Source organism: Flavobacterium sp. 40-81 (assembly GCF_001898245.1).
GTDB classification, from domain to species: Bacteria; Bacteroidota; Bacteroidia; order Flavobacteriales; family Flavobacteriaceae; genus Flavobacterium; species Flavobacterium inviolabile.
In genome coordinates, this window is sequence record NZ_MKTM01000033.1 from 1 (window position 1) to 19,033 (window position 19,033).

8 protein-coding genes are annotated in these 19,033 nt (G+C 42.7%); all 8 read right to left on the reverse strand.

Going from position 1 to position 19,033, the window contains the following annotated elements; all coding sequences use genetic code 11:
* The coding region (locus BGO42_RS13165) for an FIDD domain-containing protein (RefSeq protein WP_502686367.1) at positions 1-3,187 on the reverse strand (3,187 nt) is incomplete at its 3' end.
* A gap of 182 nt (positions 3,188-3,369) precedes the next feature.
* Positions 3,370-5,238: an OmpA family protein gene (locus BGO42_RS13170; RefSeq protein WP_273244955.1), complete on the reverse strand. Its 1,869-nt coding sequence runs from the start codon at positions 5,236-5,238 to the stop codon at positions 3,370-3,372.
* Between the two features lie 15 nt (positions 5,239-5,253).
* Positions 5,254-6,189, reverse strand: coding sequence for a PorP/SprF family type IX secretion system membrane protein (locus BGO42_RS13175; protein WP_177734234.1), 936 nt, complete (start codon positions 6,187-6,189; stop codon positions 5,254-5,256).
* 70 nt (positions 6,190-6,259) lie between these two features.
* Positions 6,260-14,011, reverse strand: a complete 7,752-nt coding sequence (locus BGO42_RS13180; RefSeq protein WP_273244952.1) for a choice-of-anchor J domain-containing protein — start codon at positions 14,009-14,011, stop codon at positions 6,260-6,262.
* Positions 14,012-14,283: 272 nt separating this feature from the next.
* Complete coding sequence (locus tag BGO42_RS13185) at positions 14,284-15,429, reverse strand: tetratricopeptide repeat protein (protein WP_273244950.1); 1,146 nt, start codon at positions 15,427-15,429, stop codon at positions 14,284-14,286.
* A 7-nt stretch (positions 15,430-15,436) separates the two neighbouring features.
* Positions 15,437-16,993 carry a helix-turn-helix domain-containing protein gene (locus BGO42_RS13190; RefSeq protein ID WP_273244947.1) on the reverse strand — a complete coding sequence of 519 codons (1,557 nt, stop codon included), beginning with the start codon at positions 16,991-16,993 and terminating at the stop codon, positions 15,437-15,439.
* A gap of 276 nt (positions 16,994-17,269) precedes the next feature.
* Positions 17,270-17,962 (reverse strand): LytR/AlgR family response regulator transcription factor, encoded by a 693-nt coding sequence (locus tag BGO42_RS13195; protein ID WP_273244945.1) that lies wholly within the window; start codon positions 17,960-17,962, stop codon positions 17,270-17,272.
* Positions 17,938-18,942, reverse strand: a complete 1,005-nt coding sequence (locus tag BGO42_RS13200; protein WP_177734229.1) for a sensor histidine kinase — start codon at positions 18,940-18,942, stop codon at positions 17,938-17,940. Before BGO42_RS13200 ends, BGO42_RS13195 begins: the two co-directional genes overlap by 25 nt.
* Positions 18,943-19,033 lie beyond the last annotated feature (91 nt).

Genomic DNA, 19,033 nt, shown 5'->3' on the forward strand with positions numbered 1-19,033 from the left:
TTCCGATGATTTCCGGAATCTTAGTCGATAAATCGAATTCTTCATATAACGGTAGTCCGGTATAGTCACATAATGAGTAAGCCGGTACTGGCATTGGCACAACCGGTAATGGGTTGACTATTAGTTTTAATGAAACAACATCAAAACAGCCGGTTGTGTTATGCGTGACACGAACATAAATAACCTGTGGATTCGTAATGTTGGTATAGCTGAATATGTTATTGATTATATTGATTCCTGCCTGTGCATCATTCAGGTTCACATGATAGCTAAGCGTATGGTTGGCCGGATTTAATGTCCCTAAAATTTCGGATGCCTTAACGGTAAGGTCAAAAGCCGCAAAACCATCGGCTGTATTGTCATCACAAATCACTAACGGTGTTGGTGTCACGGCTTCCGGTGTTTCATGTACGATTAACTGTAGTTGTACCGTATTGGTACAGCTGGTTAAGGTATAACTAACGTTTACATAAAGCGTTTGTGTCCACGGATTGATATTGGTATAAGGGCTTTGAAGAGCATTCAGTTCCAATTGCGCATCTTCCGGTGTTTCATGGAAAGTCACCGAAACGCCGGGCGGAATAGTTCCTCCGGCTATTACTGCTGCAACACCGTTTAAGTCGAACGGACCGAATCCGTCGTTATTGGGATCGCAATATTCCAGAGGCTGCGGGGTTACCGCAAGCGGTCCCTGAGTGATATTCAGTTCCAAAGTGGTGGTTGCAAAACATCCGGTTACCGGATTTTTAACACGAACAAATATGGTCGCCGGTCCGCTGGTATACGGTATCGGTAACGGATTCAGTCCGGTATTAGCATCTCCCTGCGTTAAGTGATAACTCACCTGCAAACCGGCAACACCACCCGTTACAAGCGGATTGTTTAATGCCAGATCAAACGCCGCCGTGGTAGTTGTTCCGTTACTACAGGCATTCATTGGATTTAATGGCGTAATGACCGGTGACGGATTTACAATTAACTGGAAAGAGCCCACACTTATACATCCGGTTGTATTTCTCAACTGATACCAGATGGTCTGCGGGTTCCCCGTATTGGGAAACGCTGTTGCCGGAACAATCGGAGCCGTTCCGGACTGGGCATCAGCCTGGCTGATATAATACGACACCGAAACGCCGGTCTGGCCGTTGATTAACTGGGTGTTTTTAACCGTCAGATCAAATATTTCAAAACCATCGCCCGGTACACTTGTTTCGCATACTTCATAGTTTGTCACATCCGGATTGAGTGCCGGACGTGCAATTACCTTTAACAATAAGGTTGTAAAGGAAGCACACTGATTGGCTCCGCCACTAACCACCCTGACATACAAGGTTTGAGTCACCGGGTTAATGTTGGTATATAAAGGTCCTTTTGGGTTGGTTCCCGCATTGGCATCGGCCTGCGTTTCATGAAAAGTTACCGTATAGGCCGTATAGCCGCCGGTAATTTCATTGATCCTGGTTGTCAGGTCAAAAACCGCAAACGCATTAGTACTGTTGTTGCTGCACACTTCAAAAGCTGCCGGCGTATTGATAACTGGTGCCTGAATAACGTTTACCGTATGGGCAGCTGTTAACGGCTGGCTACAGGACGGTGTACCGGCAGAAGCTACAGCAACCAAAGTGTATGTACTTGAATTCGTTAAGACTGGTGTTGTTACTGTAGCTGTTCCCGTTCCGTTTAGCGTTATAAACTCATTTGGGTTAGCATCAACAGTATAGGTAACGGTTGCGCCGGGCGTTCCGCTAAAAGTAATCGTTGCCGTGGTACCGGAACAAACCGGAGCTGTTCCTGTTATTGCAGCTGTAGGCAACGACGTGGTTGTAATGGTCACAGATCCCGTTTGAGGCTGGCTGCAAGCCGGTGTTCCGGTAGTCGCAGCACTAACCAGGTTGTAGGTTCCTGCCGTTCCGCCGGTAAGCGTGGCGGTTCCCGCAGCATCCAGTACAATTTGCTGGTTTGCCCCTCCGTTAAAAGTATAAGTAACCGTAGCGTTAGGTGTTCCGTTAAAGGTAATTGTTGCAGCGTCGCCCGAACATATAGTGGCTGTTCCGGATATCGTTGCTACCGGCAGCGGACTAACGGTTACGGTTACAGAAGCGTTCAACGCCTGCGAGCAGAGCATCGTTCCGTTATTATCGATGATCTTAATATAACTTAAGGTATAAGTTGTGTCGGCTGTTAGTGTCTGTGTCAAGGTAAATGTCCCGGCAGCATTTAAAACTGCTGTCTGAACTGCACCGCCGTTAATCGTATATTCAATAGTTCCATCCGGAGTTCCGGTAAAAGTAACCGTTGCATTTTCACCGGCACATATAGCCGTTGGCGCAACACTTAAATTAGCCGTAGGAACCGGATAAACAATCAGTTTAAAATCCGTGATACTGTAGCATCCGGAAGTAGTATTCGTTACTCTCGCATAAATTGTCTGGGGATTAACCGTATTGGCTATAATATTAGGCAATGGTGCAATACCATCGTTTGCGTTGGCAAGCGTTGTATGAAAAGTTATTGTATTATTGGCAAGATCCGGATTGATCTGGCTTCTTACACTATTCAGGTCAAAAAGACCGATATTCGGGGTTGCACTGCACACTTTTAAATCGGCAATAGTATTGGCAACCGGCGGCGGTGCAAAAGCGCCTCCGTTCAGAGTTGCCGTTCCGGTCCATTCCAGATCAAATCCGCCATCGCCTTCCGGCCGGTCAATTGCAATATAATAGGATTGTCCCGGCGTAACATTTAACCAGCGGACATAACCGTTACCATTAGCACCCGGGCCTGTTTGCGTTAGGGTTGTTGCCCCGTTCATTCCCGTATGATTATTGGTCATTCCTGCCAGTTGCGGATTGGTGGTTGCACAGCGTATCGGGCTGCCCAGATTCGAACAGGTTCTGTTTGGCCCGTAAACCCAGAAATCGTAATCCACAACAATATTGGTATCATTAGGGATAATGTTAAAACCCAATGTTCCCGCCTGAACCACATTGATTTTTAGCCAAATCGAATTGTGTTCCGCTCCCCCACAACCGGAAACTTCCTGAACCGCTCCAATACCGCTGGCATTGGAACTAAAAGTACCATTACCGCAAACCGTAATGGCATTGACGCAATCGTTAGGCTGGTTTTGAGCAATCGCCACATTTGAGAAAATTACGGCTAACAATGCTAATAGAAATTTCTTCATTTATCAGTTTTTTATTGATGAACAATAGCCAACCCCGACTGTATGCATCAAGGTTAGCTATTGTTTTTTTATTGAAACCGATCTAATATCTCTTATGAAAATCGCGAACTATCTGTTGTTAACTTCCAAAAAACCATGAGACTGTTTTGTATTCCCAACTTTCAATAAGAGATGATTCAGATCTATTTTTTAATGATTACAAATTCAGAACGTCTGTTTTGAGAGTGTTCTTCTTCTGTACAGTTCGTACAATTGATTTTAAGCTCCGAACTTCCATATCCTTTTCCGGAAATACGGTCTTTTTCAATGCCTTTCGAGATCAGGTATTGTACGGTTGCCTGTGCTCTTTGTTCGGACAATTTCAGGTTGTAAGCGGCACTACCTTTGGAATCGGTATGTGATTTTACCATGATTACCATTGCCGGATGATCTTTCATCACCTTAACCAGTTTGTTCAGCTCATTCGCACCCTGCTCTGTAATATTGCTTTTGTTGAAATCGAAATACACCGGATTCAGCAATACTTCCTTATCGGTAATGATAACTTCTACCGGTACTAATGGTGTTTCGACCATCATTTCACCCGATTTTATTTTCTGAACCGGGAAGGTTCCGGCTTCAAAATTAGGGGCTGTTGCCTGGAACACATAAGCCGTTTCACAGTCCACATTATAACTTACTTTTCCTTCGGCATTGGTTTGTTTGGTTGCAATGATATTTCCTTTAGCATCCAGTATAGCCACCGAAGCATTGGTTAACAGTGCTCCTGTTTTTTTATTGGTCACCAAAGCAATCGCTTCTGCCGAACAAACCGGTGTAGCCATATAAATAGCATCCGAACCGTCACGGTTAGAAGAAAAGTAACCGATGTTCAGGGTTTTATTAAAGCTGAAAGAGAAATCATCTTTTTCACTGTTCACCGGTTTTCCAACGTTTTGGGCTGTTTCGGAAGTTCCTAAATCAATTTTAAAGACATCCAATCCGCCAAATCCCTGTTTTCCGGAAGAAGCAAAATATAAGATATTATCGTCCGTGATAAACGGAAAGTTCTCTTTTCCGGGTGTATTTACCGCAGCGCCCAGGTTTTGCGGTTTGCCATATCCTGTTGGTTCTACCGCTACTTTCCAGATATCCGATTCTCCTAAACCACCCGGCATATTGGAAGCAAAATACAAGGTCTTACCGTCTTTACTCAAACTCGGATTGGTTATCGAATAGGCCGTACTGTTTATCGGAAGGGCTTCAATCTGTCCCCATTTTCCATCTGTTTTTGTGGCTTTATACAAACCCTGCTGCCCTACTTTGGTATTGCTGTTCTTGCTTCTTTCATATTGTCCGGCACTATGACCGTCGCGGGCAAAAAACATCGTTTTGCCGTCACTGCTAATGGTAACCGGACCATCGTGGAAAGGAGTATTCAGCTCATCAACCGGTTTGGGTTCTGTAAACGTTCCGTCTTCATTTCGGGTTGCCTGGAAAATATCCAGGTACGGCTGATTCGCCCATTTATCCGTTTTCTTAGCGGTATTTCGGGTACTGGTAAAATAAAGTGTTTTGTCATTGGTGAGTACCGCTCCAAAATCGCTTTGTCCTTTACTGTTTATGTTCGTAGCCGCCACATCAAACATTTTTGTACGGTTGGTCAGGCTGGGAATATAATTGGGATTTGCTTTGTGTTCTTTTGCTCTGACATCATTTGGCATCAAACGGGCAAAGGCATCCATTTGTTTATTGGCATCCTGGTATTTTCCCAATGCTTTCAGCGTTTGCGCATAACGGTAATAGGTTTCTGCCGCAGCTTTGCCTTCCGTTGCTTTGGCATACCATTTGGCCGCTTCGCTCATGTTGAATACATTGTAGTAACTGTCTGCCAGCTGAGTATAGACATATTCATTAGCATTTTTACTTTCCGCTAATTTCAAATATTCCTCAATAGCCCCCACATACTGGTAGCTTTCAAAAAGCTGGTCTGCCTTTTCTGTCGCTTTGTTTTGTCCGTAACCTGCTGTTAGCAGTAGCATTAAGCCTAATGTTATATACTGTTTTTTCATTTTATATCCTTTGGTTTAGAAATATCTTGGTGAAAGTGATACTTTTTTCGGGAAGTTCAAATCAAATAACAACATAAATTCATGTGAAGCCGGCGTTGTTACCTTTAAGTCTGAAACAATATGGTCATAAGCGTATCCGATTTTGATGTTGGGTGTAATGGCATAATTCACCATTCCGCCAAAGGAATCATCCAGTCGGTACGTTGCTCCCAGTTCGAACTTATCAAAAAATAAAACATTTGCTGACAAATCTAATGAGGTTGGTGCCTGAAATGCCGACTTTACCATAAAAGAGGGCTTAAATTTCATATTATCGGTCAGGTTAAACACATATCCTCCTGTTAAGAAATAGTGCTGTGTTTCGCTTCCGAAATTGTATTCCTGTCCGTTTTGAGTAACATCCAGATGTGTTTTTTTCAACATGCTGGGTACCGAAAAGGCCAGGTAATAGTGCTGCGTATAATAAAAGACCCCGGTACCCACATTAAAATAGGTATTGCTGGTATCTTCCCGGAAGGCAACATCACCCGGCTGCGGTACAAATCCGTTACCGATTTCCGAGAACAATCCGATTTTCTGGAATGTCGCCCCGGCTTTAAGTCCAAGTGCCAAACGGTGTTCGCCACCTAAATTTAACGTATAGGAGAAATCGGCATAGACATTATTTTCTTCCACCGGACCAATTTTATCGGAAACGGCAGATAACCCTAATCCAACATTTTTTCCAACCGGACTGTGCAGGGATAAGGTCGCTGTTTTAGGAGCTCCCTGTATGTCAACCCACTGCTGTCTGTATAATAATCCTCCGGATAAACTCTCTTTGGATCCTGCATAAGCCGGATTCATGACATTCATATTATACATATATTGTGTATAATGCGGATCTTGCTGTGCTTTGACCTCTAAAGCAACCATAACTATTAGCAAAGCTGCAAAATATAGTTTTTTCATATTCGGCTATTTATTACTTTTAAAAATACAGTCTGCCTGAAAACAAACAGACTGCATTTTAATTTATTGATTAGTGTTCTCTGTTTATATATACCCAACCGGTTACAGTTGTTCCGTTTTCTTTATGAATCGCATAGAAATACGTTCCGTCTGGTAACTCGTTTCCATTGCCGGACACACCATTCCATTGGTTGGTATAGTTTCCTTTGAAAGAATACACTTCTGTACCGTAACGGTTGAAAATGGAAAGTTCTCTCACTCCTAATCCTGTCAGATCAAAGGCATCGTTCGCTCCGTCATTGTTTGGAGAAATACCTTTAGGGATCATTTTACAAGGATTATTGGTTACCGTAAATGGTGCCGAACCGCTACAGTTTCCGGAAAGTACCGTAACACTAAAATTCAATGGTAAACCAGCTGTCGGGTTTTGTGCCAGATACTGATCCACATTAAATGTTTCGGCATTGGTACCTACCGTAATGTTATTGTAGTCTTTCCAGATATAACTCACCGTATCAGGGTTGTAAGAACCGTTTACCGGAACCGCTTTCAATACTAACGTTTCCGATTCGCAGGCACTTTCAACTGCTACTGCAATGGACTGGGAAATAGTGATCGTGAAAATATCCGATCCACCCGTATTACACGTTGCCGCATCCTGCTGTACCAAATAGGTAATGGTATAGGTTCCCGGTGTGCTTCCTGCAATATTGATTTCTCCTGTAGTACCATTGATCGTCAAACCTGTTCCGGCACTGAAAGTACCTCCCTGTGTAAATCCTGATGCTGTCACTGGGAAAGCATTCGGACTGCCGGCACAATAAGTATTGTCATACGTAAAGGCCGTTACCGGGTTTACTCCTGTGGTTAACACTATCGTTGCCGTATAGCTGTCGCCGCCAATACAGTTTGCCTGATCAGCAGTTACAACATATTGCACCTGGTGTGTTCCGGCAGTAGCCGTTGCTAAATCAATAGCTCCTGTAGCTGCATTAACCGTTACCGTCGCCGAGCTGAATACTCCGCCGGTTGTAAAGCCTGCCGGTAATACCGGTAAAGGATTTACCGTTGCATTTACACAGGTTGTTGCATAACTGAACGTTACATTTGGTGCTGTTAGCGGTGTCACGGTGATCACAACCGAGTCTGATACCGCCTGGCTGCACGCTAATGCTCCGGAAGCCGTTACATTTACAATAGTATAGGTACCCGCATTTCCGGTTACAATAGTCGCGTTTCCGGCAGCATCCAATACAATCGTTTGGTTCGCACCACCATTTACGTTGTAGGTTACTACAGCATTTGGTGTACCGGTAAACGTGATCGTTGTTGTGTTTCCGGAGCAAATGGTAGCCGTTCCGGAAATCGTAGCAGTTGGTAATGCAGCTACTGTAATCACAGCCGAACCGGTTACCGCTGCCGTACAGGACGAAGCCGCAGAAGTAGCCCCTACCAATTCAAAAGTAGTGGTTGCCGTAATCGCAGCCGTGTTCAATACAGCCGTTCCGGTTGCATCTAAAACTACGGTTTGCTGTGCACCGCCATTTACCGTATAGGTTACTGTGGCATTTGGCGTACCGGTAATCGTGATTGCAGCCGTATCACCGGAGCAGATCGTTGTACTGCCCGATATTGCTGCCGTTGGCAATGCCAATACGTTCACTGTTGCCGAAGCGGTCAGGTTTTGCATACAGGCATTGGTACCGGTTTCGGTAACACTTACCAAAGTGTACACACTGTTCACCGTTAAGGCAGGAGTTGTAACGGTAGCAACACCATTGGTGTCTAACGTTACCGTTTGGTTCGCACCACCGTCCACAGTATATGTAATAACCGCATTTGGTGTACCGTTAAAAGTAACGGTAGCCGTCGTTCCGGAACAAACCGGAGCCGGAGCAGTTATCGTAGCAACAGGTAAAACATTTACCTGAACAACAATTTCTGTTCTTGGTCCTACACATCCGTTAGTATCGGTAAGGCTCACATAGTAAGAAGTATTTCCTACAGTAGTTGTAACCGGTACCGGAGCAACAGGATTTCCTGTTCCGCCCACAGCATCTGTATACCATAATAAGGTATGGTTTGCCGGTGGTGTAGCGGTTAAGGCAGTCGCTGTCGCATTCTGGCAATAAACAACCGGAGTGGTTACTACCGGTGCATCGCTGATTCCTTCATAGGTAATCGCGATCGATTTTTCACAATAACGTGTTCTCCAATAGAATGTATAAACACCCGGTGTTGTAAATCCGGAAATCGCTGTTGTTTTGTTATTTGGTGTGGCAATAACCGTAGTAGCCGGATTATTCGCAGCGGCTACCCATTGCCCTACACCTTCTGCTTCAACAGTAGTGGTATTCTGACTACAGTTTAAAGTGTGAGCCGCTGTTTTAATAGCCACATTCGCTTTAAAATTAGCCTCATCTAAAAGGTTTCCGATTATATTTTCTTTGGATCTGAAAATAAAACGGGTAACGTTCTGACCTGCCGGAACTGCGTATGATCCGGTATTCAGGTGCCAGATTGGCCCCGGTGAAGCCGATTCCAGCACTAACGTGAATGGTCCTGCCGGCGGTCCTGCAAATAATTGTAGTGAACTACCGTTGCTGGATCGGGCTGCATGTGCAAAACTATAATCCATCTGGGTAATTTCGGATGTATCAAATTCTTTATATATTCCTTTGATGTTTGGATCGTTAGGATTCCAGTCTTCTTCCGGATCACTCAATATCTGAATACATTGTCCTCCGGAATAAGGTCCTAAATTAATCGCATTTAATGCTTCTGTAAAGAAAATAGCACTCCAGGTATCTAAATTAACCCTCCATCCCGGTACAACATATTGCGTACCGATGGTCGTAACTCCGGTAACCGTTTGCATAGGCGGGAATTCAAAACCATGGTTCACCGCATTTATATCACATAAATCCACCGGTGTTTTAACACACACATTGAATTTTCGGGTACTCGGAACGGTACTGTTTAGGGTAAGGCGTACTTTATAGGTTTCTCCAACAACTAATTCAGACATATACATCGCCACAATTACGTTGTTATTGCTGCACGCTTTTTCTTCCAGTACACCGTTTGTGCCTACTTTATAAAGCGTCATCGTCATGTTCGGATACGGCTCATCTCCGGATGATTGGTAGAAGTTACCGGTAAATCCGTTTGCCTCGATAATATGAACTTTTGATGTAGCATCAAATTCAAACCAGATATCACCACCATTGATACCACCACAGCTCATTGGTGTTGCCGATGCCGTAGCCCCGTTAAAGGTTACATCGCTGGCTGAGGTATTACATTCTTCATTCGGGTTAACCGGGATTCTGATTGCCATTGACGGTTCATCATTTCTGATGAATACTTTTGGTCCGGACCAGTAGCTTTTGTTCGTTGCACTACAGATAGCACGCACAAAATATTCGAATGTTGTTGCGGTCTGCGAGTTGAAATCTGCCGGTTGCGGTACATAAGAAGTCGTGTTAACAATAGTTCCCGATTGCGGCAATGTTCCGTTGCCAACCGGTTGTATAAATACTTCCCATTGTGTTTCTGTTCCGCCTGCTGTCCAGGAAAACTCTGATTGCGCATTTACCTGTAAGTTTGTCGGCTGCGGACAGGTAACGGTTCCGCAAATGGAAAGTCCGGTGTATAAGGTTGTTCTTGGTGTTCCAAGTCCCATCGGGCTTGCCCAAACCACCGTTCCGGAAGCATCTTTAACCTGAACCTGTGCATTAGGATATTGTCCCGGTGCGGTTCCGATAGAGTCCCAGAATAAAGAGTATTCCACTCCGCTACACAACAGCAGCGTATATTCTGCCGGTGGTGGTACCGTATTAAAAGGTCCTGTAGGGAATTCCAGCGTTTGCACCAACATTCCGTTTTGCATTACATTGATTCCACCACCCACTCCAAAGGAATTACCACTGGATAAAACAATAGTATATTCACACAGGTTTTCGAAACTACATTTGGTCGTGAACTCAAACGGTCCAACCCATTCGCTTTGCTGTGAACCACTACAAAGTGCTCTCACATAGTACTGGTATTTTAATGCCGGTGTTAAATTGGTAATTGTATACGGGTTGGTTCCTGCCGTATGCAGGTATTGCGGTAAAGTGTTCCCCACCGGAGCCGGAGTTCCATAAGGCTGTACCGATATTTCCCACGGAGCTGTAGTTCCGTTTGCATCCCATGAAATTTGCGCTTCCGTATCGGTTACGTTTTGCGCCATTAAATTGGATGGCTGCGGACAAGCCGGAATATCTTCAATTACCACATTGTCAATAAACAATAACTGACCTCTGTAAGGACCGGTACTTTGATAAAACGGTACATGGAACGCAATATTAATATTCCCGGTAATTCCTGCCGGAAGGTTAATTATTTTTTCCTTGTATTCCACATTGTTGATCAATACAGGATCTGTAGCAGAATCGTATAAAATAGTCGTAAACTGATCCAGTGCGATACCGTTAGTCGATAAACGTACTTTTAAATCTTCGGTAAAGAAGCTGTCGTTTACACGGTAGTAATAACGTAATCTTTGATTGGCTGCCACGTTAATCGTTGGCGAGATCAGCCAGTCTTCATTCTGACCGTTGCTTCCGGTAAACATACCGGCCATCTGGTCTCCTTCATACGGATTAACCGTTACATTCATGTTCCATTTGTTAGAATCGTTGTTGTTGTTCACGATTCTCCAGCAATCTTCTGTTTGAGAATTACTGTTGAACGTTTCTGTAAATGGCGCATTAATAGGGTTACATAAAGTTCTGAAAGTAAATGGCCCTATCCAGTCACTGTAAACACCGCTGCCGCAGGAAGCTCTCACGTAATATTCATAGATCGTATTCGGCAATAGGGTATTTGGTGTATACGTACTGCTGCTCACCGGTGTAACGGTCGCATTAGTTGTACCGGCGATCTGGATTTTTACTTCCCAGGCAGATTCGGCATAACCCGGAACCCATGATAAGGCAGCAGAATCCTCTGTAATATCAGCCGCTGTTAAGTTAGACGGATTTGGACATGCCGGAGCATCTTCAATTACTACATCATCAAGATTTAATGTAGAAGCTGTAGCCGGTGAACTTAATTCCGGTGGTACGCGGAAAGCGATATATACCGGTCCGTTAGCCGTGAAATACAGGGATTTTTCCTGGTATACCGTATTGGTAAATTCCATTAAAGGCGAGATAACGGTAAAGCTTGACGGGTTCGTATCGGTAGTAGAAATCAATACTTCGATACCGTGTCTTGGATTTATCGTGAATGGCGTAGCCAAAGCTCTGTATTTAAACGAAAGTTTTTTGTTTCCGGACACATTAATTGCCGGAGTAATCAACCAGTCATTAAAAGAGTTTGGTCCCATAAAACCTCTTTGTATTCTTGCTTCTGTTGTGCCTATAGTCCATTGCGCGCCATCATTGTTGGCATTATTGGTAGACCAGCAGAATTTTTTAGTGGTAGGATCCGTATCATTAAAACTTTCCGAGAACGGTGTCGGGAAAGTGATACAGGCAGTTGTAAAATCGAACGGCCCGATCCAGTTACTGGTTTGTGTAGCCGAACAGTAGGCTCTCACATAATATTCATAATGCGTAGCCGGATTTAACAAGGTTGCCAGATAAGGATTCGAGTTAACAAGTACTCCTGAACCTGTAGGAACTCCTGCTCCGTATGGCTGAACCGATACCTGCCACTGTGTTTCGGTATCTCCGTTTGTCCAGGACAATAACGCCTGGTTTTCCGTGATATTCTGAGCGGTAGGGCTCAACGGATCCGGACATGCCGGTTTGTCTTCAATAAAAACATCATCAATAGAAATTCTTGTTGCCGTATGACCGGTTGCCGGACTAACAACAAAAGCAATATTAACCGGTCCTGTAATCGAAGTCGGAATATTGATGATTTTTTCCTGCCAGGTTGTATTGGTAATCTGCGTATCCGGTGCCAGTTCAATCGTAAAGTTCTGTGCCCCTATTCCCGTTGTGGAAATACGAATAGCATAACTGGATACCCCGCCAACAACCTGATGTTTGTAACGCAGTCTTTTTGGTACTCCGCTCAGATTTACCTGAGGCGATGCAAACATATCGTTGTTATAGTTCTGGTATGTACTGGTCTGCATCGTGGCATATCCGCCCAGATAAGACCATGTCTGTCCGTCGCCGTTAACGTCAACTGCCGTCCAGCAAGGTGTAGGCACAGTAGCCGATGCTCCTGTGAACTGTGTGGAATATGGTGTTGAAAATACCGGACACTGGGTTGTAAATTTATAAGGCAATCCCCAGCTTCCCGGAATATTATTACAAACCGATCTTACATATAAATCATACGAAGTACCCGGAGCCAATCCGGTATTGATCACATTGTTAAGATTTGTCGTTGTTGGCGTACCGGCTCCTGCAGGAGCGCCCGATCCGGTTGGTACTGCTTTGTATTCCCAGGCAGTGGCAAAACCACCAACGTTATCCCAGGAAAACGATACACTGTTTTGCAACAAATCCTTGTAGGTATAGTTTGCCGGCGGCGCACAATTGCCACCTTCCACTTTTAGTGTAAAACAGATACTTGCCGTAGCCAGTAAATTAGACGATACCACAATCACATACGTGTGGCCTGCCTGAACAAATAAGTTCTGGATTCGCTTTGGAACGTTTGCCGCTGAGGTGCTCACACCTGCAATACAGGAAACACCAACATTGGCACAGCTGTCGTAAACAAAAACTCCTGTTGAGTTATTGTAACATCCTGTTCCGCCCAGCGTGGTCTGTGTTATCGTGATCAGCCCGTTTGCTGTGGGTGTATAGGTTAAGAACGCTTTGGCACCAGCCAGGTAATTCCCGGTTACTGCCGGTGATAAACATCCTGTTCCCTGGTTCGGATAGGTTACTGCCGCGTTTTCATACAAGTTCAGATTGGTCGATAGCGTAAACGGCTGTGTTGTCACATCCGGAATAACGATTGGCGTTGAACAGGATAATCCTAAAATCGATGTTTTAAAAGAAAATGGTCCTGCCCATTCACTCGTAGGGACGGAACCGCCGCATAATGTTTTGATATACACATCATAAAACGTATTGGCTGCCAGTGAACCGGCCGGATAGGAATTGGCAACAACCGTTCCGTTTGCTGCCGGAGCCGTTCCCTGCGGTACTACCTGAACTTCAAAAGAAGTAGCCGACGGATGTGTCCATGATAAATTCGCACTGTTAGCCGTAATGTTGCTAACGGTAAAATTAGGCTGTGTTACTTTTAAACAAGATTCCACAACCCTTACATTGTCTACAAACCAGGAATCGCCCGAAGGAGCAGCGCCTGTTTGGGTATTAACGGCAACAAATGCAACATAAAAATTAAGATTCGACGGCAGATCGGCCGGAATCGGAACCACCTTTTCCTCATAAGCAGTTGGTGAACCCGAATTCAGTTCGGCTTCCGTCCAGGATTTTAATACCACGGTAAATCCGTTGATATCCGGCTGTGTGGCAGTAGAAAGCCTTAGCTGGTAAATCGTACCGTTATTGGTGGCACTCCCCTGTTTGGTAAAAAACCGGATTTCTCCGTTTGGTATGGGTGTTACCGATGGCGTAACTAAAAAGTATTCTGCCGTATTACCCGCTCCGATGTTCACGGAAGCCGGATTAATATAAGCAGCATTACCTCCCAGGTAACCATCATTAGAAATGTCCCAAAGAAGTGTCGGGCCCGGCGTTTGGAATTTTTTCCAGGTAGCCGGAATTCCTCCTTCAAAATTTTCAGTGCTCAGCTGACTGTAACCTGAAACAGAAAATAAAAAAAGAAGAAAAGTCAAAATCTTCCCTTTTATTTTTTTGTGCAATAAGCATTCATGAAATCCTGATAAGAAATCAAGAAAGCCAATCCACAAAAAACCTAAAGTAGTTAATTGTAATTTTTTTTGCATTTTCATTACTTGTTAGTTAATAGTTTTGCAATAAAAATAATTACACTAATGCTACTATAATAGGATAAGGCTTTGTGGTTTACTGAATTTTTAAAGCTGAAAAACAACTTTAAACACCTAAAAAACAATTACTTAAATAAAAAATTAACTTTTTATTTACATTAATTTAAAGGTTTTTCATTTTGTAAGCTTTTGATTACATTATTAAGTCTATCGATACTTGTTTTGGATTTTTTCGCGGCAATAATGAAGCCAATTACAGCCAGAACTGCAATAACAAAAAGGCAAATAAAACCGTATATAAATTTGGGAATAGCATTTTTAAGCTTAATTTTTTCCTCTTTCTCAATCTCATTTAACGAATCACTTATAGACTTTCTTTCTCTTTCTTTGACCTTGGTTTGCACCTGCAGATATTTTGAACGGTAGTTTTTATAGGTACTCCATTCGTTAACGGCGAGGTAGTTTTCAGACAAACCTTTGTATATTTCCTGATTCAGTACCAGGTCTTCCACATTGCCCGAAATTTTGAGTGCCTGTTCCAGTGTTGCAATCGCTTCCTGATATTTGCCTTCCAGTGTGTACACCTGTGCCAGCCCTTTTAAAGCAAATCCCTGAAGGCTGTAGGCATCTACCTGTTTTGCCAAAGCACTCGATTCTTCAAAGCTCTTTATTGCTGCTTCGTTATCGGACATGAGTATATAGCAATTGCCTTTGTTGTATTTGGCAATACTGATTTTACTGGCGCCGCCCATCTGGTCAGTCCCCTGCAGGATCTCGTGAATACCTTTGTCAAAAAAGGTTATCGCGATATCACAGTTTAGTTTTTCTTTATAGATAAACCCTCTCACGATATAATTGATCCCGAGATTGATCCTGACCGAATCGCGCACCGGATATTCGAAGCTTAACTGTTCTGCCTGATCCAGATACTGGATGGCTTTATCGTAAATTTTTAGCTGGTGGTACTGGATTCCGGCTTTGTTGATAATCAGAATCTTAAGCAGCTTGTCGCTGGATTGCGGCAACAGCTGGTTCGCCTTGATCACATATTCCAAAGACTTTTCATAATCCCGTTTGGAGGAATAAGCATCAGAAATGAGCTTATAACCGCGTATTTTGGTATTGATATCATTCCCGGCTTTGCTCACAACCTCTTTTCCGGCTGCGATTGCCTTATCCGGATTGCCGTATATTTCCAGGCTACTTGCCCGGATCAGGCTGTCAAAGTTTTTACCCGACTGGGCAGATAAACCTACACCAATCAAAAGAAAGAATACGGCGAGTAAAGTACTGTTTCGTTTCATAGCGGTACTATTGTGAATTACTAACTTCCATTTCGCTTTTTAAAAGCTCAATAAACGTTATCGGTGCAATTCCGGTTATCGATTTAAATACGGTAGCAAAGCTGCTATGGGACGAAAAGCCACTGTTTTCGGCCAGGTAACTGATCTTATAGTTTCTGAAATTGGGGTCGGATTTTAGTTTTTCCACGATATAGTTGATCCGCAGTTTGTTGATATATGTATTGAAATTTACATCATAGTGCTTGTTGATTATTTCCGATAAATATTTCGTATTGGTTTCAAACTGTCCTGCCAATACGGCAAGCGACATATCGTTATTGGTAAACTTCGTTGAACTTTCAAAGCGCTTTAGCTTGTTCAGCAAAGCCTGTTCCGTTTCCAGCGGAATATTGCTCTTTTTACTGACTTCTTTGACCTCTTTCTTTTCGGTAAAGCGGATAATCAGGTTATTACGGGTAATTTCCAGGTAGTTGATAATCTCTTTCAGTCTTTTCTTTTTCCACTGAAATTTAAACCAGAACAAACCGCAAACGAGTATAACCACAAATGTCAGTCCCAACGCAATATAGAATACCGTGCTATACCATTGTTTCTTAACCTTATAAATGTTTTCATAATCCTGTGTGATCAGGTTAAAAGCCGTATTTACCGATTCCTGTTCTATCGTTTCCACTTCGGCATTGGCTTTCAGAAAATTGGTATTGTAAAACTTATAATTCGTTTTATCATTCAGTGCCAGGTAATTAATCGCTATCTGTTTGTTGATGCTTTCCGTTAGGTATACATTTTCAAACGGCTGGGCTTTCTGCCCGGCACTCAAAAGGGCTTTAAGGGCTTTCTGGTGGTCTTTCTGATGAAAATAAACAGAGGCAATTCCGCTTAAAGCGTATACTTCGGCATAATCGTTTTTGATGCTTGTCTTTTTTAATAAATCCAGTACCTTCTCAAAGTAAAAACGGCCTTTTTCGTAATCATTTAAGCCGCAGTATGCTCTTCCTTTGGTGATCATAAACCACAGGTACATCGTTGGAAATTCCCGTATGGTATTTTCAAAAGAAGCGCCCTGCTTTTCAATAAACTGTGCCGCTTCTTCATATTTTTCCCGATCCAGGTACATCAGGGATTTATCCAGCGTCAGTAAGGATTTTGCATAGGCTTTATCGTTCCGGTCACTGATCTTTAAAGCCTGTTTTTCGGCTACATCAAAGTATTTTTTGGATTGGTCGTCAAAATATAACGCTCTTAAAATTATCGATTTGGTTACCGGAACCTCAATCATATCCCTGTTATCCAGGTCAAAAGGATTCCTGTCTGCTTCAAACAAATAAGTCAGCGCATTGTTATAGTCACCTTTCACTTCATAAATTCTTGCCAGTAAGAAGTTGACTTTAGCCTTTTCTTTACTGGACGTTACCCGCTTGAGCAGGTGCAGTCCCACTTTCAAAGCCTCGTTGGGTTTTGAATAGATCAACTCTTCCGATTCTCTAAACAATAGTTCCTGTTTAGACATAGTTTGTGCTACAATAGAATGGTATGGTAATCCTAATGTAAAAATGAGTAGCATTACATAATAAAATTGAACATTGCTATACTTCATTTGCTCTTTTCCCTTATTATACATGAGTTACAAATGTACCGATTATGTGAACAATGGCAATAGGCTTTGACGGTTAAAACAATATAACGCAGATATTGTTTTTTTAAAACTTAATGGTAAAATATCACAAAAATGTAACACAAAAAACAGGCAGAAAAGGATGTTTTTAAGCAGTGTAAACCTATTCTTAATAAAAAAACAGCCATACGGCTGTTTGCTGAAAGGAAACCGGACAACAATGTACTAAGCATTGTCAATCAAAATCTGGTATTTTCTCCCGATGGGTACTATTCTGTCATCGGTTAAGGTCAGGTTGTGTTTGGTATTGCCGTGCATGTGGCTTCTGTTTACAATGTGTGAACGGTGTACCTGGATAAAATTCTCATCCAGATTTTCTTTGATTTCGATCAGACTGCCGTAAACAACCACCGGAATCACACCGGACTGAAGGTATATTTTGAGGTAATTGCCCACACTTTCAATACAGACAATATCGTCTAAAAGCACGTCCATCATTTCTCCGTTTACCTTTAGCTGTATGGTGCTTTTAATGGTGTTTTTACTGTTCCGGGCTTCACAAAACAATTTGGCTTTTGCTACTGCTTTCATAAAAAGCGACAGCGAAATCGGTTTTAGCAGATAATCCACAGCATCATGCTGGTACGATTTCAGGGCAAAATCGGAATAGGCAGTGGTAACAATCGTAACCGGCCGCTGCGGCATTGTTTCCATCAACTCGATACCGCTCACCAAAGGCATGTTGATATCCAAAAAGATGATATCGTACTCCTGCTTCCTGATTAAATTCATTGCCTCATTTCCATTATAGGCACTATCGCAATATTCCAGTTCCTTACAATGCGAAATATGCGACCTGATGACCTTGTGAGCTGGCTTTTCGTCATCAACAACTAAGCATTTATATTTAGCTTCCATAATTGTAATTCTAATTTAAAAATTCCGCTAATATCCTTATCAATAGTAATTTTATGCTTCACGAACGATACGATCAGCCTCCTTCTCAGGTTTTCCAGTCCGAGGCCGGTACTCTCTAAAAACGAACCTTCTTTCAAACAATTGTTCTCAATGGTAAAAATAAGGTGGTCGTCCTTAAAGCTCCAGTTTATATCCACATAAGGGCTTTCGCATTCCAGTGAAAACTTGACCGCATTTTCAATCAGTGTCATGAAAACCAGCGGCAGGATATAAAAATCCTCATAGCTTCCTTGCCACTCCTGTGTTACTTTTAAATTGTGGCTTTTATACTGGTGATAACCAATGTATTTGTTTACAAAATCAATTTCTTCCGTCAGGGAAACATATTCTTTTTTGGTGGCCTCAATCTGGTAGCGCAACAAGCCGGAAAGCTTTAAGATCTTATCGGCAACCGTTTCCGGTTCGGCCAGTGCGTCGCCATACAGGTTGTTCATTGCATTGAGTAAAAAGTGCGGGTTGAGCTGCTGCTTTAAAAAAGTGAGCTCTGCCTGTGAGTTTAAAAGCTTTTTCTGTGTCCTGAAAACATTTTGTATGACCCATAAATGGATAAAATAAATACCGGAACCGATAAAAACCATAAAAAGTGTTCCCAATATCTCATTAAAAAGAGAGGTAAACTCCCCCATATACCGCATAAAAGTTACCTGAACAATAATGTAAAAGCACCAGAAAGCAAGGAAAAACCTAAAAAAAGTAAAATATTTTTTCTCCAAAAGAAATTTTCTTACAAGAATTACGTTACTAAAGAGCACAGCCGAATAAATGGCTGATAATATTACGATTAGTTCGACCAGAATTCTTTCTGAAGTCTTTTCCGGTTTCTTTTCGACGTATTCGTTAAAGAAAAAAAGGAAAAAAAGCAGTAGGTAAAAAGTGGTATTTCGAACCCAGAAGTTCTCATAAGTAAGGCGTGGTCTCATGAGGGCAAATTTAAAGTAATCAAAATGCTTTCAGCAAATTAGAGGTTGTTTTTTATACCAACGCCATTTGTATAATAAATCAATATTTTAA